At 37.2% G+C, this 26,599-nt stretch carries 29 protein-coding genes; 18 read left to right on the forward strand and 11 right to left on the reverse strand.

What is annotated here, in order from left to right; translation table 11 throughout:
- The first annotated feature begins 108 nt into the window (after nt 1-108).
- From ABC228_RS13895 to ABC228_RS13915, 5 genes are all read left to right on the forward strand, one after another.
- On the forward strand, nt 109-2,247 hold the full coding sequence (locus ABC228_RS13895) for an ATP-dependent Clp protease ATP-binding subunit (RefSeq protein ID WP_345825746.1): 2,139 nt from the start codon (nt 109-111) through the stop codon (nt 2,245-2,247).
- A gap of 137 nt (nt 2,248-2,384) precedes the next feature.
- The gene (locus ABC228_RS13900; protein ID WP_345825747.1) at nt 2,385-3,266 is read left to right on the forward strand and encodes a ComEC/Rec2 family competence protein; all 882 of its coding nucleotides are present in this window, start codon (nt 2,385-2,387) and stop codon (nt 3,264-3,266) included.
- Between the two features lie 133 nt (nt 3,267-3,399).
- Nucleotides 3,400-3,762, forward strand: coding sequence for a GntR family transcriptional regulator (locus tag ABC228_RS13905; protein ID WP_345825748.1), 363 nt, complete (start codon nt 3,400-3,402; stop codon nt 3,760-3,762).
- A 4-nt stretch (nt 3,763-3,766) separates the two neighbouring features.
- Nucleotides 3,767-4,621 (forward strand): ABC transporter ATP-binding protein, encoded by an 855-nt coding sequence (locus ABC228_RS13910; RefSeq protein ID WP_345825749.1) that lies wholly within the window; start codon nt 3,767-3,769, stop codon nt 4,619-4,621.
- A gap of 2 nt (nt 4,622-4,623) precedes the next feature.
- Nucleotides 4,624-5,325 carry a hypothetical protein gene (locus ABC228_RS13915; RefSeq protein WP_345825750.1) on the forward strand — a complete coding sequence of 234 codons (702 nt, stop codon included), beginning with the start codon at nt 4,624-4,626 and terminating at the stop codon, nt 5,323-5,325.
- Between the two features lie 55 nt (nt 5,326-5,380).
- Here ABC228_RS13915 and ABC228_RS13920 read toward each other — a convergent pair whose 3' ends face one another.
- Genes ABC228_RS13920 through ABC228_RS13940 form a run of 5 tightly spaced genes read right to left on the reverse strand, consistent with a single transcriptional unit; the run spans nt 5,381 to nt 8,789 of the window.
- The gene (locus tag ABC228_RS13920; RefSeq protein WP_345825751.1) at nt 5,381-6,157 is read right to left on the reverse strand and encodes an ABC transporter permease; all 777 of its coding nucleotides are present in this window, start codon (nt 6,155-6,157) and stop codon (nt 5,381-5,383) included.
- Entirely contained in the window at nt 6,157-7,068 is a 912-nt protein-coding gene (locus ABC228_RS13925) for an ABC transporter ATP-binding protein (protein WP_345825752.1), read from the reverse strand. The genes ABC228_RS13920 and ABC228_RS13925 overlap by 1 nt, the downstream gene beginning before the upstream one ends.
- Nucleotides 7,068-7,265 (reverse strand): PLDc N-terminal domain-containing protein, encoded by a 198-nt coding sequence (locus tag ABC228_RS13930; protein ID WP_345825753.1) that lies wholly within the window; start codon nt 7,263-7,265, stop codon nt 7,068-7,070. The genes ABC228_RS13925 and ABC228_RS13930 overlap by 1 nt, the downstream gene beginning before the upstream one ends.
- A 29-nt stretch (nt 7,266-7,294) precedes the next feature.
- A complete protein-coding gene (locus tag ABC228_RS13935) occupies nt 7,295-8,398 on the reverse strand; it encodes a DUF1648 domain-containing protein (protein ID WP_345825754.1) in 1,104 nt (367 codons plus the stop codon).
- Between the two features lie 7 nt (nt 8,399-8,405).
- Nucleotides 8,406-8,789 (reverse strand): GntR family transcriptional regulator, encoded by a 384-nt coding sequence (locus ABC228_RS13940; protein WP_345825755.1) that lies wholly within the window; start codon nt 8,787-8,789, stop codon nt 8,406-8,408.
- Nucleotides 8,790-8,953: 164 nt separating this feature from the next.
- Between ABC228_RS13940 and ABC228_RS13945 the strand changes: the two genes are divergently transcribed.
- The 3 genes from ABC228_RS13945 to ABC228_RS13955 are packed head-to-tail and all read left to right on the forward strand — an operon-like array spanning nt 8,954 to nt 12,759.
- Entirely contained in the window at nt 8,954-10,015 is a 1,062-nt protein-coding gene (locus tag ABC228_RS13945; protein WP_345825756.1) for an acyltransferase family protein, read from the forward strand.
- Complete coding sequence (locus ABC228_RS13950) at nt 10,002-10,694, forward strand: response regulator transcription factor (RefSeq protein WP_345825757.1); 693 nt, start codon at nt 10,002-10,004, stop codon at nt 10,692-10,694. Before ABC228_RS13945 ends, ABC228_RS13950 begins: the two co-directional genes overlap by 14 nt.
- Nucleotides 10,672-12,759, forward strand: coding sequence for a sensor histidine kinase (locus tag ABC228_RS13955; RefSeq protein ID WP_345825758.1), 2,088 nt, complete (start codon nt 10,672-10,674; stop codon nt 12,757-12,759). The genes ABC228_RS13950 and ABC228_RS13955 overlap by 23 nt, the downstream gene beginning before the upstream one ends.
- Before the next feature lie 259 nt (nt 12,760-13,018).
- On the opposite strand, the gene ABC228_RS13960 is transcribed toward ABC228_RS13955, so the two are convergent.
- The 3 genes from ABC228_RS13960 to ABC228_RS13970 form a co-directional block, all read right to left on the reverse strand.
- Complete coding sequence (locus ABC228_RS13960) at nt 13,019-13,138, reverse strand: YfhE family protein (protein WP_345825759.1); 120 nt, start codon at nt 13,136-13,138, stop codon at nt 13,019-13,021.
- 47 nt (nt 13,139-13,185) lie between these two features.
- Nucleotides 13,186-13,740, reverse strand: a complete 555-nt coding sequence (locus ABC228_RS13965; RefSeq protein ID WP_345825760.1) for a GNAT family N-acetyltransferase — start codon at nt 13,738-13,740, stop codon at nt 13,186-13,188.
- A 256-nt stretch (nt 13,741-13,996) separates the two neighbouring features.
- On the reverse strand, nt 13,997-14,899 hold the full coding sequence (locus ABC228_RS13970; protein ID WP_345825761.1) for a TIGR01777 family oxidoreductase: 903 nt from the start codon (nt 14,897-14,899) through the stop codon (nt 13,997-13,999).
- Between the two features lie 77 nt (nt 14,900-14,976).
- Here ABC228_RS13970 and recX point away from each other — a divergent pair, with 77 nt between their 5' ends.
- A complete protein-coding gene (gene recX, locus ABC228_RS13975; RefSeq protein ID WP_345825762.1) occupies nt 14,977-15,789 on the forward strand; it encodes a recombination regulator RecX in 813 nt (270 codons plus the stop codon).
- A gap of 92 nt (nt 15,790-15,881) precedes the next feature.
- Here the strand turns inward: recX and ABC228_RS13980 are convergent, their stop codons facing one another.
- Nucleotides 15,882-16,541 carry an SDR family NAD(P)-dependent oxidoreductase gene (locus ABC228_RS13980; RefSeq protein ID WP_345825763.1) on the reverse strand — a complete coding sequence of 220 codons (660 nt, stop codon included), beginning with the start codon at nt 16,539-16,541 and terminating at the stop codon, nt 15,882-15,884.
- A gap of 97 nt (nt 16,542-16,638) precedes the next feature.
- On the opposite strand from ABC228_RS13980, the gene ABC228_RS13985 reads away from it, so the two are divergent.
- Entirely contained in the window at nt 16,639-16,974 is a 336-nt protein-coding gene (locus tag ABC228_RS13985; RefSeq protein ID WP_345825764.1) for a YfhH family protein, read from the forward strand.
- Nucleotides 16,975-17,002: 28 nt separating this feature from the next.
- On the opposite strand, the gene ABC228_RS13990 is transcribed toward ABC228_RS13985, so the two are convergent.
- Nucleotides 17,003-17,989, reverse strand: a complete 987-nt coding sequence (locus ABC228_RS13990; RefSeq protein ID WP_345825765.1) for a metal-dependent hydrolase — start codon at nt 17,987-17,989, stop codon at nt 17,003-17,005.
- Between the two features lie 155 nt (nt 17,990-18,144).
- Between ABC228_RS13990 and mutY the strand changes: the two genes are divergently transcribed.
- The 7 genes from mutY to ABC228_RS14025 all read left to right on the forward strand — a co-directional run bounded on the left by mutY (nt 18,145) and on the right by ABC228_RS14025 (nt 24,633).
- The gene (mutY, locus tag ABC228_RS13995) at nt 18,145-19,218 is read left to right on the forward strand and encodes an A/G-specific adenine glycosylase (RefSeq protein WP_345825766.1); all 1,074 of its coding nucleotides are present in this window, start codon (nt 18,145-18,147) and stop codon (nt 19,216-19,218) included.
- A 106-nt stretch (nt 19,219-19,324) separates the two neighbouring features.
- The gene (locus ABC228_RS14000; protein ID WP_345825767.1) at nt 19,325-19,495 is read left to right on the forward strand and encodes a gamma-type small acid-soluble spore protein; all 171 of its coding nucleotides are present in this window, start codon (nt 19,325-19,327) and stop codon (nt 19,493-19,495) included.
- A 195-nt stretch (nt 19,496-19,690) separates the two neighbouring features.
- On the forward strand, nt 19,691-20,221 hold the full coding sequence (ntdP, locus tag ABC228_RS14005) for a nucleoside tri-diphosphate phosphatase (RefSeq protein ID WP_345825768.1): 531 nt from the start codon (nt 19,691-19,693) through the stop codon (nt 20,219-20,221).
- Nucleotides 20,222-20,320: 99 nt separating this feature from the next.
- Entirely contained in the window at nt 20,321-22,069 is a 1,749-nt protein-coding gene (locus ABC228_RS14010; protein ID WP_345825769.1) for an ABC transporter ATP-binding protein, read from the forward strand.
- A 102-nt stretch (nt 22,070-22,171) separates the two neighbouring features.
- Nucleotides 22,172-22,555, forward strand: a complete 384-nt coding sequence (locus ABC228_RS14015) for a hypothetical protein (RefSeq protein ID WP_345825770.1) — start codon at nt 22,172-22,174, stop codon at nt 22,553-22,555.
- On the forward strand, nt 22,492-23,289 hold the full coding sequence (gene yidC, locus ABC228_RS14020; protein WP_345825771.1) for a membrane protein insertase YidC: 798 nt from the start codon (nt 22,492-22,494) through the stop codon (nt 23,287-23,289). The genes ABC228_RS14015 and yidC overlap by 64 nt, the downstream gene beginning before the upstream one ends.
- A gap of 351 nt (nt 23,290-23,640) precedes the next feature.
- Complete coding sequence (locus tag ABC228_RS14025; RefSeq protein WP_345825772.1) at nt 23,641-24,633, forward strand: phosphotransferase enzyme family protein; 993 nt, start codon at nt 23,641-23,643, stop codon at nt 24,631-24,633.
- Between the two features lie 130 nt (nt 24,634-24,763).
- Here the strand turns inward: ABC228_RS14025 and ABC228_RS14030 are convergent, their stop codons facing one another.
- Nucleotides 24,764-25,786, reverse strand: coding sequence for a zinc-binding alcohol dehydrogenase family protein (locus tag ABC228_RS14030; protein ID WP_345825773.1), 1,023 nt, complete (start codon nt 25,784-25,786; stop codon nt 24,764-24,766).
- Nucleotides 25,787-25,916: 130 nt separating this feature from the next.
- Here ABC228_RS14030 and ABC228_RS14035 point away from each other — a divergent pair, with 130 nt between their 5' ends.
- On the forward strand, nt 25,917-26,276 hold the full coding sequence (locus ABC228_RS14035) for a winged helix-turn-helix transcriptional regulator (RefSeq protein WP_345825774.1): 360 nt from the start codon (nt 25,917-25,919) through the stop codon (nt 26,274-26,276).
- The last annotated feature ends 323 nt before the right edge of the window (nt 26,277-26,599 follow it).

Raw genomic sequence — 26,599 nt, forward strand, 5'->3', positions numbered from 1 at the left:
GCAAAACACTTGAAAGTCAAAAAAGGTCAGAGTATAATGAAATCACAAGGTCAAAGATAGTCAAAGTCAAACAAGCATTAAACCAAATAAAAGCAGGAGGAATGGAATATGAAATGTCAACAATGTGGTGTAAATGAAGCGAATATTAATATGGCAATGCAAATGAATCATGAAAAGATGCAAATGCACCTTTGCAATTCATGTTTCCGTGAAATCCAAGAAAATATGATGAATGCAAATGGATTCATTTCAAATCCTTTCTATAATGAAGATGATCAAGGAGCATCTAACCTTTTTCAACAAAGTGGAGCTTCTAATACAACAACAAAAACAAAGCAAAAATCAACAAAAAGTAATGGATTACTTGATCAATTAGGCAAAAACCTTACGGATGCTGCTCGAGCTGGTGAAATTGACCCGGTCATTGGCCGCGATCAAGAAGTGAAGCGTGTAATTGAAACACTTAATCGTAGAAACAAAAACAACCCAGTACTAATTGGGGAACCTGGTGTTGGTAAAACCGCAATCGCAGAAGGCTTTGCATTAAAAATTGCTGAAGGTGCTGTACCAGCTAAGCTAATGAATAAAGAAGTCTATCTATTAGATGTGGCTTCACTCGTTGCAAATACTGGAGTTCGTGGTCAATTTGAAGAGCGCATGAAGCGGCTGGTTAAGGAGCTTCAAGAGCGTAAGGATACGATTCTTTTTATTGATGAGGTCCATCTCTTAGTAGGAGCTGGAACTGCTGAAGGCTCACAAATGGATGCAGGAAATATATTAAAACCTGCACTTGCTCGAGGCGAGCTGCAAATTATTGGTGCAACAACCTTAAAAGAATATCGTCAAATTGAGAAGGATGCAGCGCTTGAGCGCCGTTTCCAACCAATCATCGTGAAGGAGCCATCTACTGATGAAGCAATTCAGATTTTAGATGGTATTAAGGATCGTTATGAGGCATTCCATGAAGTGCGCTATTCCGAGGAGGCAATTCGTGCATTTGTTCATTTGTCTGCACGCTATATACAAGATCGCTTCCTACCAGATAAAGCGATTGACTTGATGGATGAGGTTGGGTCACGCTTGAATCTATCCAATTCACAAAACGATTCCAATACCATCCAACAACGTATTGATGAAATTATAAGTGAAAAAGAAGCAGCAGCTGAAAAAGAGGATTATGAACGAGCTGCCAACCTTCGCTACCAAGAAATTCAATTACAAAAGCAATTAGAAAAAGCAAAGGGCGAAGAACAAGTAATTGATGTGGATGTTACTGATATTCAATTAATTGTTGAAGAAAAAACCGGCATACCGGTAACAAAACTACAAGCTGATGAACAAGAAAAAATGAAAAACATTGCTACAAATTTACGAGAAAAAGTTATCGGTCAAGATGAGGCAGTAGAAAAAGTCGCAAAAGCGATTCGTCGTAGTCGAGCTGGACTAAAATCTAAATATCGTCCAATTGGTTCCTTCCTATTCGTAGGACCAACTGGGGTAGGGAAAACCGAATTGACAAAAGCGTTGGCAGAAGAGCTATTCGGCTCACGCGATTCATTAATTCGTCTCGATATGAGTGAATATATGGAGAAGCATTCCGTGTCAAAAATAATTGGAGCACCTCCAGGATACATCGGACATGATGAAGCCGGTCAATTAACCGAGCGAGTGCGTCGTCAGCCATATTCCATCATCTTATTAGATGAAATCGAGAAGGCACATCCGGATGTGCAAAATATGTTCCTACAAATCATGGAGGATGGCCATCTTACCGACTCACAGGGTCGTAAAGTAAGCTTTAAGGAATCAGTTATTATTATGACAAGTAATGCTGGTTCAGGTATCAAGCAAGTCAATGTCGGCTTTCACAAAGCGACACATGAGTCTGTTACTACATTAGAGAATCTAAGTGCTTACTTTAAGCCTGAATTCTTAAACCGTTTTGATGCCATCATTAACTTCCGTGAGCTTACAGAAGAACATCTTATCAGCATTATTGATTTAATGTTAGGTGACTTAATGGAAACAATTAAAGATAATCATATAACCATCACCATTACGAATGACGCTAAGAAAGAGCTTGTGAAGCTTGGATATGATCCGAAATTTGGAGCGAGACCGTTACGACGCGTCCTACAAGACAAAATTGAGGATCCACTCACAGACCTTCTGTTAGAGGAAGAAAACGTGGAAAACGTGCATGTGGCTGTGAAAAATGGTGAGATAGTTGTTAAAAAAGCATCATGAATAAATGTATGAACCGTTGATTTTCAACGGTTCTTTTTTCTTTTTACAAATATTCTACATACAGACAACCAGTAAATATTTTTAGCAAAATCGTGAAAAGATAAAAGAGAAAAACATTAAAAAAGGATGTATCCGTCATGCTGCAATACAGAAGATTGATTGCAATGATGCTCATGTTATTCCTTGTCTTTGCGGCGTTAGACAGAACACCTGCCTATAGCCAACCACATCCCAAAATGGATGTGCATTTTATAAATGTTGGCCAGGGGGATAGTATCTTTATTCAGACTCCTAATCATAAAAATATTTTAATTGATGGGGGTCCACCAAAGGCTGGAAAAAAAGTGGTTCGTTATTTAAAGGATTTAGGTATCAAAAAGCTACATCTTATGATTGCTACCCATCCAGATCGAGACCATATTGGAGGATTACCGGCAGTTATGAAGGAATTTGATGTGGAACGAATCATAGATTCTGGGAAGCTTCATGTGACAAGAGCCTACGCTAGTTATATGAATCAGATACGAAAACAAGAGATTCCAGTTACAATTGCTAAGGCTGGAAAGAATATTACGATTGATTCCCTCTTAGATTTCCGGATACTAAACGCTTATGGAAAGAGCAAAAACAATAACCAATCATCCATTGCTTTAAAGCTAAGCTATAATGATGTGGACTTTTTGTTTTTAGGTGATATTGAAGATGAACAAGAGAAAAAAATAGCCAAGAAATATGATGTTCGTGCTGAGATTATTAAGATTGCCCACCATGGCTCGAAAACAAGTAGTTCAAGCAAGTTTCTAGAAGAGGTTGATCCCAATATAGCAGTCATTACTTATAGCAAATATAATGATTACGGTCATCCGGTGAACCGGGTCATTCAGAAGTTGTTTGATATTCATGCACAAATATATTCAACTGCTGTATACGGAGATTTGGTGATTCATACGGAAGGAGAAAATTATTATATTTTCCCACAGAAATCACCGTTAGACGGTATATTAGAAAGTACTGGATAATTGAAAGGCTTTGCCTAATGACAATAGGCAAGGCCTTTTTACATTTTTTTTTAGAAATGATATTGACAAATAACAATTAAAGTTATATGGTTAGTTACATAAGTAATTAACCATATAACGAAGGAGCCGAAAGATGAAGAACACATTGGATGAAAACAAACCAATATTCCTTCAAATAAAAGAACAACTAGAGGATTCCATCATCAATGACTCCATTAAGGCTGGTGAACGAGTACCTTCTACGAATGAATTCGCAGCTTATTATAAGATTAACCCTGCTACTGCTGCAAAAGGAATTAATGAACTAGTCGCTGAGAATATTTTGTTTAAACGAAGGGGTGTTGGAATGTTTGTAACCGAAAATGCGAAAGAAATTTTGATAGAGAAACGGAAAAAGACATTTTATGAAGCTTATATTTTACCACTTAAGGAAGAAGCGAAGAAGCTTCATATTACAGAAGATGAACTAATGGAAATGATGGAAAAGGGGGAATGAGAAGATGAAGATAGAAGTAAAGGGTTTGACAAAGAAATATGGGAATAAGCATGCACTTGATAATATTTCGTTTAATTTAGAGGAACCAAAAATATACGGCCTACTTGGTCGGAATGGGGCAGGCAAGACAACCTTTATGGAAATATTAGCTGGTCAGATTCTACCATCAGGTGGGGAGATTTTGATTGATGGGGAAAAGCCATTCGATAATCGTAAGCTTACAGAATCGATTTGTCTCATTAAGGAAGGAGCTAATTTCAAGCAAGATTTAACCGTTAAAAACGTGTTAAAAATTTACTCCTATTTCTATCCAAATTGGGATAAGTCGTTAGCAGAAGAATTGGTGAACGAGTACAATCTCGAGTTGAAGGCAAAAGTTAAGTCGCTTTCAAAAGGAATGGAATCTTCCTTAGGCATTATCGTAGGTCTTGCGAGTAAAGCACCTATAACGGTTTTTGATGAGCCGTATATTGGACTTGATGCTGCGGCTCGTAAGAAGTTCTATGATATTTTACTGAGAGAGTACGAAGAAGAGCCAAGAATTATTATCTTCTCCACGCATTTAATCGATGAGGTTAGCTTAATGTTTGAAGAAGTATTAATCATACAAGACGGGAAGTTAGCATTACAGGAGAATGCAGATGTATTGCGTAGCAATGCTGTTGCTGTATCTGGAACAATTGATCAAGTGGAGCACTTCATTTCCGATAAGGAAGTAATTATGAAAAAACAAATTGCCGGAATGATGACTGCATACGTATTTGGCCATATGGAATCGGCTATCGAAACAGGCTTACAGGCTGAGGGTGTTCCGATACAGGAGCTAATGATTTATTTAACTGAAAGGAAGGGGGCATAAGCGTGAAAAACCAAATCAAAGGATTACTATATTTCTTTGCAACTGATATTCGCCATTCCATCACGATTTTCTGGTCTATACTCTTATTTGTACTAGTAGTAGCACTAACGTTTGCTTATTTTCTATTCCAGTCTACAGACAGCTACATGGCATTTGGATTTCCTTTTGGAATCTATTTTTATTGTTTAATTCTGGGGTTTATCACGGTAAAGCAAAGTATACCTTTTGCAATTAAAATGGGGGCAACAAGAAAGAGCTTATACGTATCTTTAGGAATATTTTTCCTTTTTATTGCCGTTGCTAAAGCATTGTTAGCCAATACTTTACAGCAGCTTGTTCAAGTGATAATTGATAAAACAAACTTTGATTCCTTTATGTTCTTACATCCAGCGATGCTTATGGAAGATACATGGATTAACCGTGTTCTTCTAGATAGTGCGATTATGTTTTTGTTCCTCGTACTGATGTTTATCATGGGCTTAATCTTTTATAAATACGGGGTATTAGGAGGAGGCGCTGTAGCTGGGGTACTAGCGATTCTCTTATTGATTGGATTAGCTAACGGATCGTTAGTAGAGTTCATCATCGAATTTTTCCAAAACATTGATATGTTCTTCGTGGCACAGCTACTTGGATTAGGATTACTACTCTTTCTTATCTCATTTGTATTTATTAGAAGAATTACAATTGAAACCAGAAGATAGAAAAACAGACTGGATCTTGAATGGATCCAGTCTGTTTTATTTGTAGTGCATAGCTTTAATTTGCTAATTCTTTTGTTTTAAAAATCTGGATTGATACTAGTAATACAAGTATCGAGATGATAATAGTAATCCCAGCTGTAGCAAGAAGATCTGTTGGCATTTTATCTGTTGTGAGCATTTCCAAAATATAATCGGATAAGCTATTTGGGCTCCATTCAATGATATGCTTGAAAATTTGCGTCAGAATACTCATGACCATAATGGTTAGTATCGTGAAAAATGCTACTAAACCAGCTGATTTAAATAGCGTATTATAAAGAATTGATAATGATACAACGAATGTGAGCCATAGACCATAGAAGAAATATACCTTCAAAAAGTCGATAAAAGCTAGCGAGCCGAAAAGGATATTCGTATAATACCAACTCGTTAATAAACCGAGAAATAGGGATATCCAAACAAGTAAAAGTAGGGATGCCCATTTTGATGTAATATAGTTTGAATAGGAAACAGGCTTCACTAAAACAAGCTCAGAGACACCACTTTTTCGTTCGCCAGAGATGGATCCCATAGATAGTAATACAATAATGAGTACACCTAAGCTACTAAGCTGTGACAAGCTCATCATGACAACCTCAGGTGGTTCGAATTCTGGTAGCGTAATTTCTGTACCGTCCGGCATTCCACCAACCGACTCAATAATCTGTGGTAAGTAGTAATTCGTAATCGGGTCCATAATGGAAAGTAAAATGATGACTAGTGGAACCCAAATCCATTTTTTGTTTCGCCAGTTTTCTAGTAATTCTTTTTGAAATAGTGTCGACCATTGCATCAGTTGTTCACCACCCTCATAAACATATCTTCTAAGGACGCTTGATTAACAGAAAATCTAGTAATCGGCCAGTTTTCTCGAGTAGCCATTGCGAGTATGTTTTCTCGTGCTGTTTTTATATCGGTCGCTGTAATATAGAGGATATCGCGTTCGATATTCGTTTGGGAAACAACCGGTATGCTCGTAATCTGTTCATGATAAAGCTTGAGATCATCCTCAACAGATAGCTCAATCACAGCTGTCTGATACTTTCTTCTGAGCTCTTGTAAGGAACCAGATTCAATTATTTCCCCATTATTTAATAGCAATAGCTCGTCGCTAATCTCATCAGCATCATTTAAAATATGGGTGGAGAATAGGATGGTCATTTCCTGCTTTAATTTCTCCATGAGAACAAGAACTTCTCTTCTTCCTAATGGGTCTAGGGAGGCAACAGGCTCATCTAAGATAAGCAATTTCGGTTTATGAATAATGGCTTGTGCAATACCTAGACGTTGCTTCATACCCCCAGAATACCTGGAAATACGTTCTGTTTGTGCATCCTTCGAGATACCGACCTCTGTTAATAAGCTATCTGCCCGATTAGTGGCTTCTTCCTTGGAAAGATTCGCCAATCTTCCACTATAGACGAGAAATTCTTTACCAGTCATCCAAGAATGGAAGGAAGGATACTGTGGTAAATATCCAATTAAATGGCGAATATCTTTATTTCTTGCCACTGATTCAAATTGAATAGACCCTTCTGTTGGTTTTAATAGTCCAGCTAACATTCTTAATGTTGTCGTTTTTCCAGCTCCGTTTGGTCCAATTAAGGCAATGCATTTATGATGACCAAAAGCGAAGCTAATTTCATTTATGATGGTTTTTGTGCCATATTTCTTCGTTAGTTTTTCAACGGATAGTAATGTCATCAGCGCTGTCTCCTTCCAAAGATGAAATAGAGGACAGGTCCAATAATGTTGATCACGATAATGATGATCAACCATAGCCATTTTGGTCCGTTTGTTTCCTTTACTTTAACCCAATCAATAATTGCTACAATCACTAAAATTAATTGGATAATGAGCAAAGGTGCGATTAATGCTAAATCAATACCTGCGATTTCCATACGCTTCTCTCCAATCTAACGAGCATTTTCTATATACCTAATAAAAAAGGAATTCCCGCTGCTAACAAAATGATCATTAAGAATATAATCCAAGCTAGCGGCCTTGCGAAATTAATGGTCCAGCCTACGCCAAAACGCTTTTCTAAAAATAATGCCGGGTCATTTTTATTGAAATAGAACTGTCCAAGCTTCCAATATTTATCGTCATCACGATCAATAACATCGCCATTAGTATCAGTTTGAAGCTTCACACGACTTCCACCCTGACCAGTCGTGATGGATAATATAATGGCCCCAACAGTAGCGCCAATAGTGAAAATGAGAGGGACAATTGTTATCAGCTGGCTATTAATAGGAAAGATAAATGTTAACTGTATAAACGCGAATAATAAAGTGATTGCAATCCCAGTGCTAATCAGATACATAGACCATCTTCTGCGGAAAATAATATTTTGCTGCATGGATTCAGCTGGTTTTTCCGCATTTATTTGCTGTTTTGCTTTTGCAATCATCGTATTTAAAAACATAAATAATAGCGTTAAATAAAGCTGCATAATCGGCATGACTAAGACAGAACGATAGGATTTTTCGGCCCAATTTGTTACCTCACCATCAAAGTTATACTGCATCGGCATCCGATCAGGAATTCTGTCATAGAGCACAAACGTCATTGCAATGGTTGCAAATGAAATTATAAAGCTTAGTAAAAACCAAAGGTTCGAATGGTTTAATTTATGTTTTCTAAATTCTGTATGGATATACATTTGCTGTGGCTTTGTTTTACCCCAGTTTTCTGCTGCTTTTAATTGCTTCATAACACGATGAAAATATAGATAAATAAAAAAGGTAATAAAAATGTACAAGAAAATAAGAATGCTGAAATAGATGCCAAAAGTATTGTCATCCATCCAAGTGCTTAACAGAAAAGAAACGGCTGTAATAATCAAGCTTGTGATACCAGATAACCATACATATTGTTTCCGCATCCTCTTTAAACGATCATGGTGATAAATCTCTTCTGGAATGGAAACCCCGAAGCTCTCTGTTTTTCTCGTCCAATACGGAATAAACATCGTGGAGATAAAGACAGGGACTAAAATAATAAATAAAAATAGTAACATCATGGAATTCATAAAAATATTAACCTCCTCTATAGGATTTGTATATGTCGTTGCAAAGCTTCATAAATGATTCTTCATCCACTTCGCGACAAACAGATTCCGCTATAAGTGGCTTTAATTTTTTTTCAAGCTGTGTCATATAAGTTACATCAGCCTTCGGAACACCATCAGGATTTACGACAACCCCTTTTTGCCGATGAATGAGGATGAAGCCTTCATGCTTTAATTGCTGATAAGCTTTATTTACTGTATGAAGATTAATTCCAATATCGGATGCAAGAGACCTTACAGAAGGCAATCCTTCTCCAGGTAGTAAATCCTTTCTTGCTATTCCCTCAATTATTTGTTCAATTAATTGTTGGTAGATTGGTTCTTGTGATTCGAAGTCTAGATTTATAAGCACATTAACCACACACTCCTTGCTTTTTGTTCTAACTGTTATATTTATAGTATAACAGTTAGAACAAAAATGCAATATGTTAAGAAAAACTTAAGAAATTCTCTAAGTGAATCTTAAAAAATCCACTTTATGATAACTATCAAGGACGAGCTTTTAGGGGGATATTAGTGGAAAGTTTTCGCAAAAGAGAGCGGGATCCCTATTTGGATAACGCCAGATTTATATTAGTAGTATTCGTTGTGTTTGGACATTTAATCAGTCCATACAAAGGTAGTATTGAGGCAATATATTGGATTAATAATGTGATGGCATCATTTCGGATGCCTGCTTTAATTCTCATTACTGGATACTTTGCAAAAAGCTTTAATAAAGATGGGTATATCGAAAAAATTACTATTAAGCTATTCATTCCTTATCTTATTTTTCAATTTATCTATGCCATCTATCATTATGTTGTATTAGGTAATGAGGCATTCTCACTAAATTGGTTCAAACCATATATGGGGATGTGGTTTTTACTAAGTCTATATTGCTGGAATCTACTACTATTTATTTTTAGCAGGCTAAAGCATCCGATTGTGATAGCTGTTGTCCTTTCGTTATTAATTGGTAGCTTCGTAGAGATTGGACCTACCTTTAGCCTGATGAGAACCGTTGTGTTTTTTCCATTCTTTCTGATTGGCTTCTATTTGAATAAGGAGCAGCTACGCTATTTGAAGAAACCAATCTTTAAATGGATTTCTGTTATGGCAATCATGCTTTCTATTCTATGGATGCACCAGTTCTCACTACTGGAGGCAAGAGAGATGCTATTGGGAAAATTCTCTTATGATACTATTGGGCTATCTACATTTACAGGTATAATAAGAAGAAGTGTATTTTATATGGTGATGGCACTAGGTATTCTAGCATTTCTACCTTGGGTGCCGAAGAAGCGGATGAAGTTTACTAGATTAGGGCAGAGAACTGCCTATGTCTACCTATTACATTTTTTAATCATTAAACTGCTTGCAAATATAGAAGTTCCGCTATCTGTGCAGGCTGGGTGGCTTATCGCCTCACCATTCCTTGCAATCGGTATAGCGGTGCTATTATCATCAGGACCGATTGTCTATGTTACAAAGCCAATTGTGGAAGGCGCTTTTGTCTACAAGTTAAAGGAAATGTTGAACTTATTTGCAACGAGATTTATGAGAAACAGGAGCTGGTTAAGAAGTGGAAAAATATAATATTTTAGTCGTCGATGATGATAACGAGATTTGTGATGCCATTGAAATCTATTTAAAAAATGAAGGCTACCATGTTGAAAAAGCAGGGGATGGTTTAGAGGCACTAGAAAAATTAGAAGCAAACCGTATTCATCTAATTATTTTAGATGTCATGATGCCCAAGCTTGATGGCATTGCAGCGGCCTATCGAATACGTGAATCTCGTAATATCCCAATCATTATGCTAAGTGCAAAAAGTGAAGACACCGACAAAATACTCGGTCTGCAAATAGGTGCGGATGATTATATGACAAAGCCCTTTAACCCATTAGAATTGACGGCTAGAGTGAAGTCGCAGCTGCGCCGTTATGTGACTTTGGGGAAGTTCGAAGCGGATGATGAACGGATTGAATTAAAGGATCTCATGTTAGATCAACGATCAAAGCAGCTATTCCTAAGTGAAGAGCTAGTGAAGCTAACACCAAAGGAATATAGGATTGTAGAATTATTGATGAAGAATAGTGGTAGAGTATTCTCTATAACTGAGATTTATGAGCGTGTATGGGAAGAGCAGAGCTTTCATGCAGAAAATACAGTAGCAGTACATATTCGAAAGATTAGAGAAAAGATTGAGGTTGATCCGAAAGAACCTCAATATTTAAAGGTGGTTTGGGGAATTGGGTACAAGATGGAGAAGTAGGCTTATATTTGGATTAGCTTCATTGCTCATAGCATTTGGCTTAGCTGGGATTAGCAATCTGGTGAAAAATCATGCTAAATATGATGAGGTTGATTTCTTTCATACCGAACAATATGAGGAAAGTCTACATGAATTTCAATATTTATTAACTAGGTTTGACCTAATAGGATATACGCAATCAGAAGCGATTAATTCAATAGAAATAACAGAAGACGATGTCGAACAATTTAAGCTGGAATATCGTGTCACAGAGGAAGCTAATTCAGATATACATCAATTAATCCGAAGCACAAAAGAAAGAGAAATAATGGATTACTTCAATGCATTTGAAAGTGAGCCGACTAAGCAATCATATTCTAATTATCAGGAGATTTATTATTACTATTTAACGGATACAGAAACAGGTGGATTCTACACGAATTTACATGTAGAAGATGTGGAGCAATTTAATCAGACAATAAGGGAATCAAATTTCCCTGTTCTTCATAGGGAATCAATCGCATTCAACACGAGTCAGTTTTTTCCAGAAGCACTTCATCATGTGGCTAGTGAATATGAAGGTAGCTTCGTTTTAATAGATAATGAGGCTAATCCGATAATTGATGCCTACTATACCTATAAGAAGAACAAAACACTATTAAACTATTATGGTATAAGTGGTGTCGTTGCTTTGATAATCGGTTTATTCATTATCCTAAAGCAATTGAAAAGGATGTTTGTCATTCGAGAAAATATGCCAAAGCTAAAGCAATTTTACCAAACGCTACCAGTTGATATTAGTATCCTAGTTCTAGTTCTATTTTTACTCTTGGGATTTGTATGGATAGGGGACTCGGCAAGACTATTCAATTATCAAGTAGGCTATCGTTCTATGAACGATGGGTATAGCGATCCAAGTTGGTCTGGATATATCGTGAGGTTAATTGGGATTACGATGGTTGTCGGTGCTTCCATTGTTCAAATTCGATTATTATATTTACGGTTAAAACCAAAATACACAAGGGTTAAAGAAATCAAAAATAGTGTTGCCATACAATTCTTAAAGGCTTGTCAGGCATTGTTTATTAAAAAAGGTAAAAAGCCGAAGCTAGTTATATGGCTATCCGTAGTATTGTTATTCTTTCCACTAGCCTTTCTATCTTTTTGGAAGTACAACGTGGAAATGGAGCATAGGATCATCATATTGTTACTTACACTTCCAACTTTCATGATACTGATTATACGAGCAGCTTATTTTCAACAGATTTCTCGTACAATCTCTGAAATAGCTGCAGGAGAGTCTAGTGCCGATTTACCAGTACTAGGAAAATCAAATCTAACAGCATTAGCGCAGGAAGTGAACGATGTGAAAGAAGGAGTAAAACGCTCGCTGGAGCAACAAGCAAGGAGTGAGCGGTTGAAAACAGAGTTAATTACCAATGTTAGCCATGATTTACGCACACCATTAACATCTATTATTAGCTATACGGAATTATTAAAGAACCCTCGACTAACAGAGGAGCAACGAGAACACTATATCGAGGTCATTGATCGGAAGTCCAAGCGTCTAAATTTATTAATTGAAGATTTATTTGAGGCTTCCAAAATGGCTAGTGGAAATATAGAGCTCGAAAAAGCAAATGTTGATATTATTCAGCTACTGCAACAGGCTTTAGGTGAGTACGAGGAAAAAATCGAAGCCTCCGAACTGGATTTCCGAGTGAAGCTACCTACTAACTCCGTTTTTACCTACGCAGATGGACAAAAGCTTTGGCGAGTATTTGATAATCTGATTGAAAATATCATCAAGTATGCATTGGAAAATACACGTGTCTATATAGCGGTTCAAACAGTTGAAGAACAAATAGCGATTGAGTTTAAGAACATCACACGAGAAGAGTTAGGTGAAAATACAGAAGAATTATTAGAACGCTTTAAACGTGGTGATACAGCTAGGAATACAGAAGGGTCCGGTCTAGGATTGGCAATTGCCAAATCTATTATTGATTTACATGATGGAACGTTTGATATGGAAGTAGATGGTGATTTATTTAAAATAACCATCCTATTAAAGCGGACAGAATAATAAACGAAAAACAGTTGGAAGTACTGGTGAAAAATTACATGTTGTTCGTTACATCTGATAGATAAATTATTCACAGGATTATCCACAACAAAATTGGGATAAATAGTAGGACAATGAAAAATATGCACATTTTCCACAGGAGATTATTGCAGTTATGCACAACTTCCTGTTAATAACTATTGTTGCTACAAAGGTAATTGCAGAATTTATCCACATAATTCTTTTTTGTTTGTGGATAAAAAAAAGAAGACCGAAGCGCTTAGCTTCGGTCCCCTTTTTGTCGTGATGCACGATCTGCACGTTTAAATTCCTTTTGATAAAGTACTTCCTGTGTCTTGGATAAGAATTTATCCCTAGATTCTTGTCTTGGTTTAGCCATGATTCATCCCTCGCTTTTACTGCTTAGGATAACCAAAAGAGGAAGTTTTATACTACTTCGTGATCCGCATTTGCTTCCAGGCTAGTAAATTGCTGATAAGAAAGATAATGCTCTCTTGAAATAGCGAAGATATCATAGATTTCTTCCTGTTGATTTACTTTTTGGTAGACTTCTGGATAAATGGTGTTGCCAAGAGCAACATACGGAAGTTTAAGGACGGCTTTCGTGGAGCGGATGTTGGTTTTTCTAACTTTCATGAAGATTGTTTCAATCTCGTAGTCGTAGAATAATTCATCAAAAAACTGCTCCTTTGCAAGTCGATTATACCCTTTCCCAAAGTAAGGCTGGCCAATCCACGTTGCCAAAAAACCGTGATTTTGCTCGATATCAAATAGATTAATGGTGCCAATCGGCTGCTGGTATTCATCTACTATCGTTCTGGAGATCAAATCCCCAATTTCTTCTGCTTCAATTGTTTTCTTTGTGATGAAGTAAAATTCATCGCTAGTTGTTGCCTTATGTCTTACATATGGAAATACATCTGGGTGTGACATCAGTTCAAACAATACTGGCACCTCATGTAAATCACGCTTTTTTAGCATAAAAAACCCTCCTTATTTGAGCAGGAGGGTATCCAAATAAACAGGAATCCAGTTGGAAAGCCCACCCGCGAATTTTTAGTTAACGTTCAACAAAAATTCGGGGTGGGAATCGAACCCACTAGAACCAGTAAAACTGGTGGCGCACCATTTGCCTTCCCTATTATATTTTGAAATGTCGTTTTGTAACAATACATATAATACTATGATTTTCTGCAAAAGGGAACAACTTTTTTTACAAAAATATCGACAAAATTTGTTAATTTTTCTTAACATGACCAAAACATTGCTGTAGAGCCTTTTCAAGGTCAGGATAAACAAATTCATACCCATTATCTAGTGCCTTATTAGGAAGCACATACTGTCCTTTTAGGACAAGCTGACTCATTTCACCAGTTACTAACCGGATAAGGGGGCCTGGTGTTGGGAACCAATACGGCCGCTTGAGGCTTTTAGCAAGAGTTTGATTAAACTCCTTATTACGAGCAGGATTTGGAGCAGTCACATTTAATGGTCCACTTATTTGATCGTTGAATAGCGAAAATAAAATCATCTCCACAACATCCTCGAGATGAACCCAAGACATCCATTGCTCACCAGTTCCAACTTTACCACCGGCAAATAGCTTTGTCGGCAATGCCATGAGACCCAGTGCCCCACCATCCTTTCCTAATATGACACCGAAACGAGTGTAAACAGTCCGAATACCTAATTCCTCAGCTTGCTTTGCTGTCTTCTCCCATTCCACCACAACATGAGCTAAGAAATCATTGCCTGGTTTCTTGGTTTCCTCTGTAAAAATAGAATCATCAGATATGCCATAAAATCCAACTGCAGAGCCACTAACAAACACGTTAGGCTTTTGCTCCATTTGTTTCATCAAATCCACAATTCTTTGTGTTGTTTCAATTCTACTGGTCAAGATTTTTTCCTTTTTATTCTTTGTCCAATAGCCAAATAACGTCTCACCAGCCAGATTAATAACACCATCTATTTGGGACAAATTTGCAATATCCCTGAAGGTGACATATGTAGTTAGGCTTGTATTACAATATTTTTCTGGTGAGCGTGTCAGGACATAGCAATGATGCCCAAGTGACGTTAATTTATTAACGAGTTCCATACCGACAAATCCAGTACCACCAGTCAATAGATAATTCATTCATTATCTCCTCACTTCTCTAAATAATAATCGCTTATCCCAATATCATGTTATGATGAATTAAAGGGGTGAAGAAGTTGCCAGCAAAAATTAGTCGTATGACGACGCAGAAAAAAAGCAATCAACGTTATAATGTTTATCTAACAGAAGGAAATCAAGAAAGGTATGGCTTCAGTGTTGATGAAGCAGTCTTGGTGGAATTTGGGCTCCGAAAAGGACTTGAGCTGGACGACATCACGATAGACAACCTTATTCGGAAGGATACCATACAAAAATCCTATCTTCTAGCAATAAATTATTTAAGCTATCGCATGCGAACGAAAAAAGAAATAGATGATTATTTGAAGAAAAAAGAAGTAGAACCCGAGCACATCGATAGCATTATGGAACGCTTAACAAAAGAAGGACTATTAAATGATAAGCAGTTTGCCGAGGCATTTACGATAACACGAATCAATACAACCTCCAAGGGCCCACTACTAGTAAAACGGGAATTAATAGAAAAAGGTGTTTCGGCCTTTATTGCCGAAGAAGTAATCACTGCTTATACCTATGATACACAATTTGAAAAGGCAATGAAATGGGCTACGAAAAAACTTAGCTCATCGAAGAAGGATTCTTTTCAAAAACAGCTTCAGTCATTGCGTTCAACACTCATGCAAAAAGGGTTTACACCTGATGTTATCACAGATGTTCTCATGTCGATACAAGACGAAAAGGATGACATAGCAGAATGGGATGCATTGGTTTACCAGGGAGAAAAGTTAGTTTATAAGCATGAGAAGAAAAAAACAGGCTATGAGCTAAAAATGAAGGTTAAAGAAGGATTGTATCGTAAAGGATTTAAAATGGAGCACATCCATAAGTTTATCGATGGAATGGATGATTAAGGACTTGTCTAGATTGAAAAGACAAGTCCTTGTTTTAGTAAGAAATAGATTTGGCTTTGAATCCTATACAAGTTAGGACTCTATCTGAATCATTATCGATCAATCACTATTTCCTTACGACCATCATCTTCCTGGAAGATTTGCTTTGCGACTACTTCAGGTCCTTTTAATCTAGAAGGATCCTTCACATGGTCTGTCTTATTCCAAAACGGTGTATTCATGCCACCCATATACACGGCTGTTATCGTAAAGTCCTCATCTGCCCATTCCTGTTGAAGGCTTTCGGTAAAGCCTCTTACTGCAAACTTACTAGAACAGTATAAGGATTCGTTCACCTTTCCACGCAATCCAGCTGTTGAAATAATGGTTAGTATTCTTCCTTTACTTTCTCGGATGAGTGGAAGGGCAGATTGGACGGTTAGGATTGTTCCTTTAACATTGGTATCTAATGTATGGTCAATATCATCAACCGTATATGTGTCAACATCTCCGAAGATGCCAACGCCGGCATTGTTAATGAAGACATCTAGCTCACCAATTCGTTGGAAGGCGATTTGAACAGAGGCACTTTCGCGTACATCACAGAGGACGATTTCTGCGATGCCACCTTTTTCCAAAATTTTATGTTGAACAAGATGAAGGGTATCATCTCTTCTTCCTAATAAATAAACGCGATAACCTTGTTCTGCGTACTCAAGTGCAAGTGCTCTACCGAGTCCGGTTCCTGCACCAGTAATTGCCACTGTTGGCATAAGAAAACCACCTTTTGTCTCAAATTATTATGTTTTTTCATTTTCATTGTCCTAAACAATTGATAAAATGTAAAGTGAGCTGAAGGGAGTAGAGCAAATGAATTATCGATATAGTGATTTATCTATTGAGCAGCTGCGTACAGAAATTGGAAAATTGAAAGAGCAGGCACAAAAGGCTGAGCAATTAGGGAATGTCAGCGAGGTTGCTGTCTTTGAAAGAAAAATGCAGGTTGCTTTAGCATATACATTGAACCCTGGGGACTATGAAGCAGATAGCACGTATGAGCTACGCACTGACCCGGGTCATCGATTTAGAATAAATTATTTAAATGGTGTGTTTGCTTGGGGACATCGAATTAATTTACTAAACGAGGAATATGAAAAAGAAGAAGCGATTCCCATCTCTTTATTAGGTAAAAAAATAATGGAATAACAAAACAGCAGGCATTTCACCTGCTGTTTTAAATTGGGTTATCCCCAACATATAGTTTATTTTGGAGCTTATGCTCAGAAAATATCCAACCCGTGTAAGAGCTGATAATTTCATGCTCTTCATTTATTTGTACAACCGCGACAAATGGGTAATACGATCTCGAGCGATAGCGTAAATCGATAAACCGAACCTCTGTATAGTCATCAAACTCATTGATTTCCCAACGATAAACAGGCGAAAAGGATAAAAATGCTGATATATTTTTATCTTCCTTAGCAATATCAATTATTAGTGAGTTCGGTAGTGGTACTTTATGGAACTCATCCACGATTTCGATATGTCCGTTTTCCACTGTTCCGACATAAAACTTAGTAGGTGTCGTAATTGCAATTCTCCAATAATTTTGCTTTATCGTAGGAGAAGTGGCAATTTCAGTGGTATCTGGAATATTTTCATGGATTTTTTTAACAATTTCTTGTTTATCCATAAATCGCTTAATGTAATATAATAAAATTACTGTGTATATCAATAACCACGTATAACCAGGGTTGGCACCAAGTAACCATGCACCGATTCCAGCTAGGTGTAGGGTAAAGATATATGGGTCAAATGTGTTAATAAATCCATGTGCAATCCATTTCTCGGTAAACGGTCTATAGGCTTGTGTACCGTATGCATTAAAGATATCGACCAGCACATGTATAACTACCGCTGCAAATATCCAAGCCCATAAGTGAAAGAAATTGACCTGTGGAACAAATAAATGGATAAGACTAGCGATTAATACTCCCCAGAAAATAACGGCAGGAACAGAATGGGTTACCCCACGATGATGTCTAATATAGGTTGCATTGTTTTTTAATTTTAATACAGTATCAAAATCAGGTGCATGAGAGCCTACAATCGTTCCAACAAAAACAGCATTGAATAACGTAGGATCATTACTAACTACAGGGTCGAGTGTTGATAGACCTGCCAGTGCAACCCCCATAACAATATGGGTTCCAGTATCCATTAAGTAAATTCCTCCTTAACGATTAAAAACGTTTTAACTAGATGAGGGCATATCAATGTGACAATAATATAGGATACGTTATCTTACTTAACTGTGTATGTGCAAATAGACAGTATTCGAATGTCTTTTTAGTGTACCATAAAGGAAGTGTTATTATGACTATTCAGGATAGAACGTTACAGAATTTTAATATTTTACATTTTCAGACCGATCTTTTGACATGGTATAGCCACAATAAACGTGATTTACCATGGAGAAGCAATCAAGATCCGTATACGGTTTGGGTATCAGAAATTATGCTCCAGCAAACAAAAGTGGACACCGTTATCCCGTTTTATTATCGATTCCTTGAAAAATTCCCAACTGTCTATGCGTTAGCATCTGCAGAGGAACAAGAGGTATTAAAAGCATGGGAAGGACTTGGGTATTACTCAAGAGCACGTAATTTACAGCATGCTGTTAGAGAGGTAGTGGAGCAATATGATGGAAAGGTTCCTGATGATCCAAAAGAGTTGGAGGGATTAAAGGGAATTGGTTCTTATACCAAAGGAGCCATTCTGTCGATTGCTTATAATAAGCCTGAGCCAGCTGTAGATGGTAATGTTATGCGAGTGTTCTCAAGACTTCTGAATCTAGAAGATGACATCGCCCAGCCAAAGACCAAGAAATTATTTGAGTCCATTATACGAGAGGTAATATCACACGAGGATCCTTCTTCTTTTAATCAAGCGATAATGGATTTGGGTGCGACCATCTGTACACCGAAGTCACCTGCCTGTATGCTTTGTCCGGTTCAGGAGCATTGTGCAGCATTTGAACTAGGTGTACAAGAGCATCTACCGATTAAATCCAAAGCCAAAAAGAATAAAGTGATGCCTTATGTTGCATTACTCCTTACAAATGAGCAAGGTGAAATTGCGATTGAACAAAGACCAGAGGACGGACTATTAGCAAATCTTTGGCAGTTTCCAATGGTTCCAGTTCAAGACATGGACTTAGAGCTTGTGGAAGCTTGGTTTCTTGCGAATTATGGAATGAAAATTCGATTAGGAAATAAGCAAGGTAATCTTAAGCATGTATTTTCTCATTTAACTTGGAAAATTGAAATCTTTGAAGCGGAGTGCGTGCAGAATTCAGCAGATAGACCGGAAGTTCGCTTTGTTTCAAAAGAGGAACTATCTACCTATCCATTTCCAGTATCCCATCAAAAAATGATGCAATATCTATAATATCGGCTTTCGCAGTAATATCCCAGAAAATGCTAATGGGTCTACTTGAAATTACGTGGATAACATCAGCATAACTGGAGAAATTATAACTGCGGAGGTGATATTGATGGCTAAAAATCCTAACAAAACTGCTTCTGGTACAAATGTACAGCATGTAAAACAGCAAAATGCTAAAGCGGGACAAGGACAAGGACAGTATGGTACTGAATTTGCTTCTGAGACCAATGCTCAAGAAGTAAGAAAGCAAAATCAAAAATCTCAGCAAAACAAAAAATAAACTACCTATCCTCGAATTTTAACGAAAAGAGCTTCCTTTCTCCCGGAAGCTCTTTTTGTGTGCTGTCGAAATTTCAATAGTCGTCAGGTAAATTGAAGCTCATATACTTTATATTTTAATTCTATGCTATTATAATAGATAAAAAAATAGATGGACATCCTTGTTTCAAGCGAGAGAATTGGGAAGGAAGATTTGATGGTTGCTCCGAGTGCTGGATCTAAAATCCAAATACAAAGCTATAAACACAATGGTAACCTACACCGTGTGTGGGAAAGTAGTATTGTGTTAAAGGGAACTGAACAGATTGTTATCGGGGCAAACGATAAGACGCAAGTGGTGGAAAGTGACGGACGAACCTGGATAACTCGAGAGCCTGCTATATGTTACTTTCATTCGAAGCACTGGTTCAATGTTATAGGAATGCTTCGAGATGATGGAATTTATTATTACTGTAATATCAGCTCACCATTTGTTTACGAGGGCAATTCCATCAAATATATTGATTATGATTTAGATTTGAAAATCTACCCCGATATGACATATGATCTATTGGATGAGGATGAATATGAAGAACATCGTGAACAAATGAATTATCCCGGTGTATTGGATCGGATTTTATACAATAATATCGAGGATTTACAGCGATGGGTTCAGCAACGAAAAGGTCCTTTTTCGCCCGGATTTGTTGATCAATGGTACGAGCGGTTTCTAACATACCGCTGGTAATCCATGATGCCGATAACTTTTTGGGTAACCTTGTTACAATCGTAGCAAGGCTTTTCTACTTTTTCAGCAAGATAAATACGATAAGGAAAGTTGATGTTTATGAGTAGTATTAAGCAGTACATGGAATTTGTAAAACCTTATAAGTGGAAAATCGTTTGGACAATCGTAATTGGTATCGTAAAATTTGCGATTCCTTTATTAATTCCACTAATTCTTAAATACGTTATAGACGACATTATTGGTCATGAAACATGGAGTTCTGAAGAAAAAATCACGCATTTATTTTGGATGATGGGAGGAGCCTTCGCTGTATTCCTAATCTTACGCCCACCTATTGAATATATTCGACAATATCTTGCGCAGTGGGTAGGGAACAAAATCCTCTATGATATCAGGGCTAAGCTGTTTGATCATATGCAAAAATTAAGTCTGCGATTTTATTCTCAGACAAAAACCGGGGAAATTATTTCCCGGGTAATACATGATGTCGAACAAACGAAAAATTTCGTGTTAGTCGGATTAATGAATGTTTGGCTAGATTTAATTACGATATTAATTGCCATCTCGATTATGGTGTCGATGGATTTCTGGTTAACCGTCGTATCCATTATTTTATTCCCGCTCTTCGGTTTTTCGATTAAATACTTTTATGGTAAACTACGTGAGTTAACTCGACAGCGTTCACAGGCGTTAGCAGAGGTACAAGGTCATTTACATGAGCGAGTACAGGGTGTACCTGTTACACGAAGCTTTGCACTAGAGGATTATGAGGAAGCGCAATTTGATAAGCGCAATGTAACATTCTTGAATAAAGCATTAGAGCATACAACCTGGAATGCTAAAACATTTGCGGTAACGAATACCATAACCGACTTAGCACCGTTACTAGTGATAACCTATTCAGGCTATCAGGTAATTAGTGGGAATCTGTCATTAGGTGCGATGGTTGCATTTTTTGCTTATTTGGAAAGAGTCTATAGTCCTTTACGACGATTAATTAATTCTTCGACAGTTCTTATCCAGTCAATCGCATCAATTGATCGTGTATTTGAATTTATGAATGAATCCTATGACATTGTGGACAAATCAAATGCGAAGAATGCTGGTCGCGTAGACGGCGCGATTGATTTTGAAGATGTCTCCTTTAAATATGGTGATGATGATGCTGAAGTGTTGAAACATGTAAACTTAGATGTTAAGCAGGGAGAGACGATTGCATTTGTCGGAATGAGTGGAGGCGGAAAATCGACATTAATCAGTTTAATTCCCCGCTTTTATGATGTAACGAGTGGGTCGATTAAAGTAGATGGCATTGATATTCGAGATTTTGAAGCACGTTCACTTCGTAATAACATTGGGATGGTATTACAGGATAACATCCTATTTAGTGATTCAGTTGCTATTAATATACGTATGGGAAATCCTGACGCAACTGATGAAGAAGTGATGCAAGCCGCAAAAGCAGCGAATGCTCATGATTTTATCATGGATTTACCACAAGGATATGATACACTAGTTGGGGAACGTGGTGTGAAGCTTTCAGGAGGACAAAAGCAGCGTATTGCCATTGCTCGTGTTTTCTTGAAAAACCCACCGATTCTTATTTTTGATGAGGCAACATCAGCGCTTGATTTAGAGAGTGAACATATGATACAAGAAGCAATGGAAAAGCTTGCTTCTGACCGGACAACCTTTATCGTAGCACACCGACTTGCTACCATTACACATGCAGATCGGATTGTTGTGATTGAAAATGGTGAAATAACAGAGGCTGGATCACACGCCGAGTTGATGGCGAAAAAAGGTAGCTATTATGATTTATATCAGGTACAGCATTTAGATGGGTAATGGATAGTTTAGTTAGGAAAAAACTACCAACGATTCAGGTGAAACCTTTATCAGAACCGAGTCGTATTATGTAATAGAACTGTTTGGAGGAGGTGAATACAGATGCTGCTTGAATTTCTTTATGAGTCTTTGAGTGATTTATCACCGTTATATCTATATTTAAGTGTACTTTTATCCATGATTTTTGCGCTTCGGTTTATGCCATTCTTCATGGAAAGCTTTGCCGAAAATAGTAAGCTCTATCGACAAAAGCTTCATGCTAGAAAAGCAAAATTAGTCCAGATGCAAGCACCAAAGTCTGTTTTAATTGAAAAACGAAATTGGCACACGCGCAAGACGAAGCGAATTCAAGCTCCAGATGATGATACAGATAGCGAATCCTTCTTGTTACAAGCAATCAACCAAAAACAAGGAGGAACAACATGGAAAAGCAATCTGTATTCACATTCTTTAAGAAATATAGCGTTATCGGAATCATTTTATTAATCGTATTTTTAGCAGGGTGTCAAGGCTCTGGCGATAGTTCAGCAGACTCAGGATGGTTTAATCATTATTTCATTGGAACATTTTCTAGTCTAATCAAGGCTGTAGCGGGATTCTTTGATGATAATTACGGACTGTCGATTATCGTTCTGACACTTGGCATTCGACTAATTATTCTGCCGTTCATGTTAAAGCAAACGAAGAACAATCTACGAACACAGGATAAAATGAAAGAATTAAAGCCTGAAATGGACGAGATTCAAAAGAAATATAAAGACAAACGAGATCCTGAATCACAACGTAAGATGCAGCAGGAAATGATGCAGCTTTATCAAAAGCATAATTTTAACCCGCTTGCTTCATTAGGTGGCTGTCTACCAATGTTGATTCAGGCCCCGTTTTTAATTGGTTTTTACTATGCGATTCGCCAAACACCCGAAATCGCATCGCATTCCTTCCTATGGTTTGATCTTGGAGAAAGAGATTTAATAATGGTCGCCATAGCCGTTGCAGTATACTTCTTACAATATAAGGTGTCGCAAATTGGCCTAGATGAAAAAATGAAGAAGCAGATGGCAGTTATTGGTCTAATCTCTCCAATTATGATTGGGATCATTTCCTTCAACACCGTAGCTGCCCTGCCATTGTACTGGACGGTTGGTGGATCATTTATGGTGATTCAAACCTTAATATCGAAGAAAATTTATCTGGCGCATAAGGCGGAGAATGAGGAATAAGGATTTAGTAGAGTGGAGCAGTATTGCTTCACTCTACTATTTTGTTAAAAAATTTCTTGTTTTCCAAAATTATCTTCTATATAATGAGTTTATATTAACTGAAAGGGGTGAGGTGGATGCTAGTTGAATTCAATAAGTGTAGTGTTAATCCGTCCTTGCCTGTGTTGAATAATTAATTATTTATTTATCATGATATATTGCCCTTGGACGGAGTAGGCTATGGGCTTTCATAAAAAGGATAGTTTATCGCAATAGATGGAGAGCCAGAGATTTATTTGGCTCTCTTTTTTTATGAACCGCCCAAACTTATTGAGGATGTAATTACTATTCATAAGAGGGGAAGTTTTAATCATGATGAAGTTAAGTACCATGAAGAACGTAATGGACACGGTTGACAGTGAATGGAGAAGCCCGTTAGGTGAAAAGATTTTAGAAAGATGGGGCTATGATGAAGGAACCGTTTTTATCTTACGAGCAAGTGCCAATTTTATTTTTGTTTTTAAAAGAGAAGGAAAGCTATATTTTCTCCGATTTAATGATTCAAGGGAAAGAGATTATTCAACAATTGAAGCGGAGCTAAAGCTAGTGCAATATCTAGCAAAGCAAGACCTAAAAGTAGCTCAGCCTATTCCATCACGAAATGGAACGTATATGGAAGTGGTGGAAACAGATATTGGAACATTTTATGCGGTTGTGTTTGAAGCGGTTGACGGGAAGCATTTAGAATTTGACGAATTATCATCCGAGCAAGCATTTCAATGGGGGGAGGCTTTAGGGAAACTTCATGAAACACTTAAACAGCTACCAGAGGAATTGAAAGTAGATCGCCCAACATGGCAGGAACGATTAGCAAGCATTAGAGAAATACTTCCAAAGAAAGATAGAACAGCATATAAAGAAATGGATTATGTCATGAAATGGGCAGAAAATTTATCCATGACAAAGGATAATTTCGGACTTATCCATTATGATTTTGAACTCGATAATGTCTTGATGAAAGACAATTCGGTTGGAATGCTAGATTTTGATGATGCTACGGTTCATTGGTATGTAGCAGATATTGTCTATGCACTGAGAGACGCGGGTGAATTTGCGATTGATCATCCTATAGTTGCAACATTTGTGAAGGGATATCAGACTGAAACGGAATTAGATATACGCTTGTTTCATGAGGCATCTGGCTTTGAGCGAATGCATCATGTAATCTCTTATGCTGAATTAGTACGAACTATTGATATAGAAGAATCAGAGGAATGGCCTGATTGGCTCAAGAATCTACAATCAAAATTATGCGTGATGCGAGATCAATACCGTCAGTCTTTTGAAAAGTATTACGAGCGTTAAGGTTATAAGGAAAGAGGCTGGGACAAGCGTATTCATATTACATTATTTGTCTTTAGCGTATAGAGTATTAAATATGCTCCAGCCACTTTCTTATTTTTATGGAATACAATTAATTTAATCTAATAACCTTCTATTCGAAATTCTCTATTACAATTTTTCCGATCGTACTTCCACTTTCAATTAGTCGATGAGCCTTCCGAATATTTTCAGCATTGATAGGATTAAATCGTTTATTCATAGTAGTCCTTAGAATACCAGCATCAATTAGTTCACCAATATCATTTAATAGGAGATGTTGTTCTATCATATCAGCTGTGTTGTACATCGAACGGGTAAACATGAATTCCCAAACGAATGTAACACTTTTACTTTTTAATACATTTAAATCGAGTGGTTTATCATTCTCTACAATAGAGCATATCTTGCCTTGCGGCTTAACCACATCTGCCATACTATTCCAATGTTGATCAGTATTATTCAAGCATAGAATAAAATCGACCTCTGCAGTATTGATAGTTTTTAATTGTTGTTTGAATGATTGGTGGTGGTCGATTGTTTCATCAGCACCCAAATCTTTCGCCCAGCTTTTAGTTTCTGGTCGAGATGCAGTTGCGATAACATGAAGTCCTGCCCATTTCGCTAATTGAATTGCAATTGAACCAACTCCCCCAGAACCACCAATGATTAAAATGGTTTTTAACTCGTTTTCTTCTTTCTTTAGTGGGTCAATCCTTAGTCTCTCAAACAATGCTTCCCATGCTGTTATGGAAGTTAAAGGTAATGCTGCCGATTCACCATGTGTAAGGGACTTAGGTTTGTTACCTACAACCCTTTCATCAACAAGGTGATATTCACTATAAGTACCAGGTCTCGTAATGCTTCCGGAATAATATACCTCATCACCAGTTTTAAAGATTTTACATTCCTCTCCTGCAGCAACGACTACGCCACTTGCATCCCAACCGAGAACTTTGGGACTCTCTTCCTTCTTTTCTTTTGGAGCACGAACTTTTACATCTACTGGATTAATAGAAATTGCCTTCACTTCGATAAGTAAATCATTCCCTTTTGCAATCGGCTTTGGTATATCAATATCAAACAAACTCCTTTCGTTATCAATTGGTAAATAGTCTAATAAGCCTATAGCCTTCATTACTATCCTCTCCTTTTTCTTTATTAATTCGAATTATAAAAGGTAAAGCAATAAGATGTAAGAAGGCACATTTATGTTGTATAGTAACATTAATGTAACCGATAACTCGTTTTAAAGGAGTGGAGATCTCATGCGAAATAGGAAAAGTGGTTATGGTTGCCCTGAAGGCTGCCCTGTGGAATCGACATTAGATGTTATAGGTGGAAAATGGAAAGGTGTAATTCTTTATTATCTTCTTGATGAAACGAAGCGTTTTAATGAGTTACGGAGATTAATGCCGGGGATTACCCAAAGAATACTCTCCTTGCAATTAAGAGAACTAGAAAATGATGGTATTGTTCATCGAGAGGTTTATCCAGAGGTTCCTCCTCGAGTAGAATATTCCATGACTGAATTTGGGAGAACCTTGGAACCAATCATCATTCAAATGAAGGAATGGGGAGAGAAATACAAAAGCAAATTCAACTATTCACAAGAATTAACCAAGTGATTGTTTTTGCCAAAGCTTACTAAGAAAAATGTCCACAATAGAGAGCGCTAGGTAACACTATAATTGATGCATGACGTCTTTGAAATAGAATGCCTGCTATTTTACCCGATTTTAATAAACTTCAATAGGTTGAACTATTCCTAAATCGCTAATCAATTTATACATAGTAAAACGTTCTAAACTGGTCCAATATGTTTAGCGAAAAAATAACTATTTTCATACAAGAGGCTGGGACGGAACTAAAAGGGAATTCTGAAAAGCCGAACGATAAACTAAACTAGATTCGGAAATATACATAGACTCCTGCGGGAGGAAAGGCATCG

The sequence above is a fragment of the Ornithinibacillus xuwenensis genome, from assembly GCF_039614845.1.
GTDB lineage: Bacteria > Bacillota > Bacilli > Bacillales > Amphibacillaceae > Ornithinibacillus > Ornithinibacillus xuwenensis.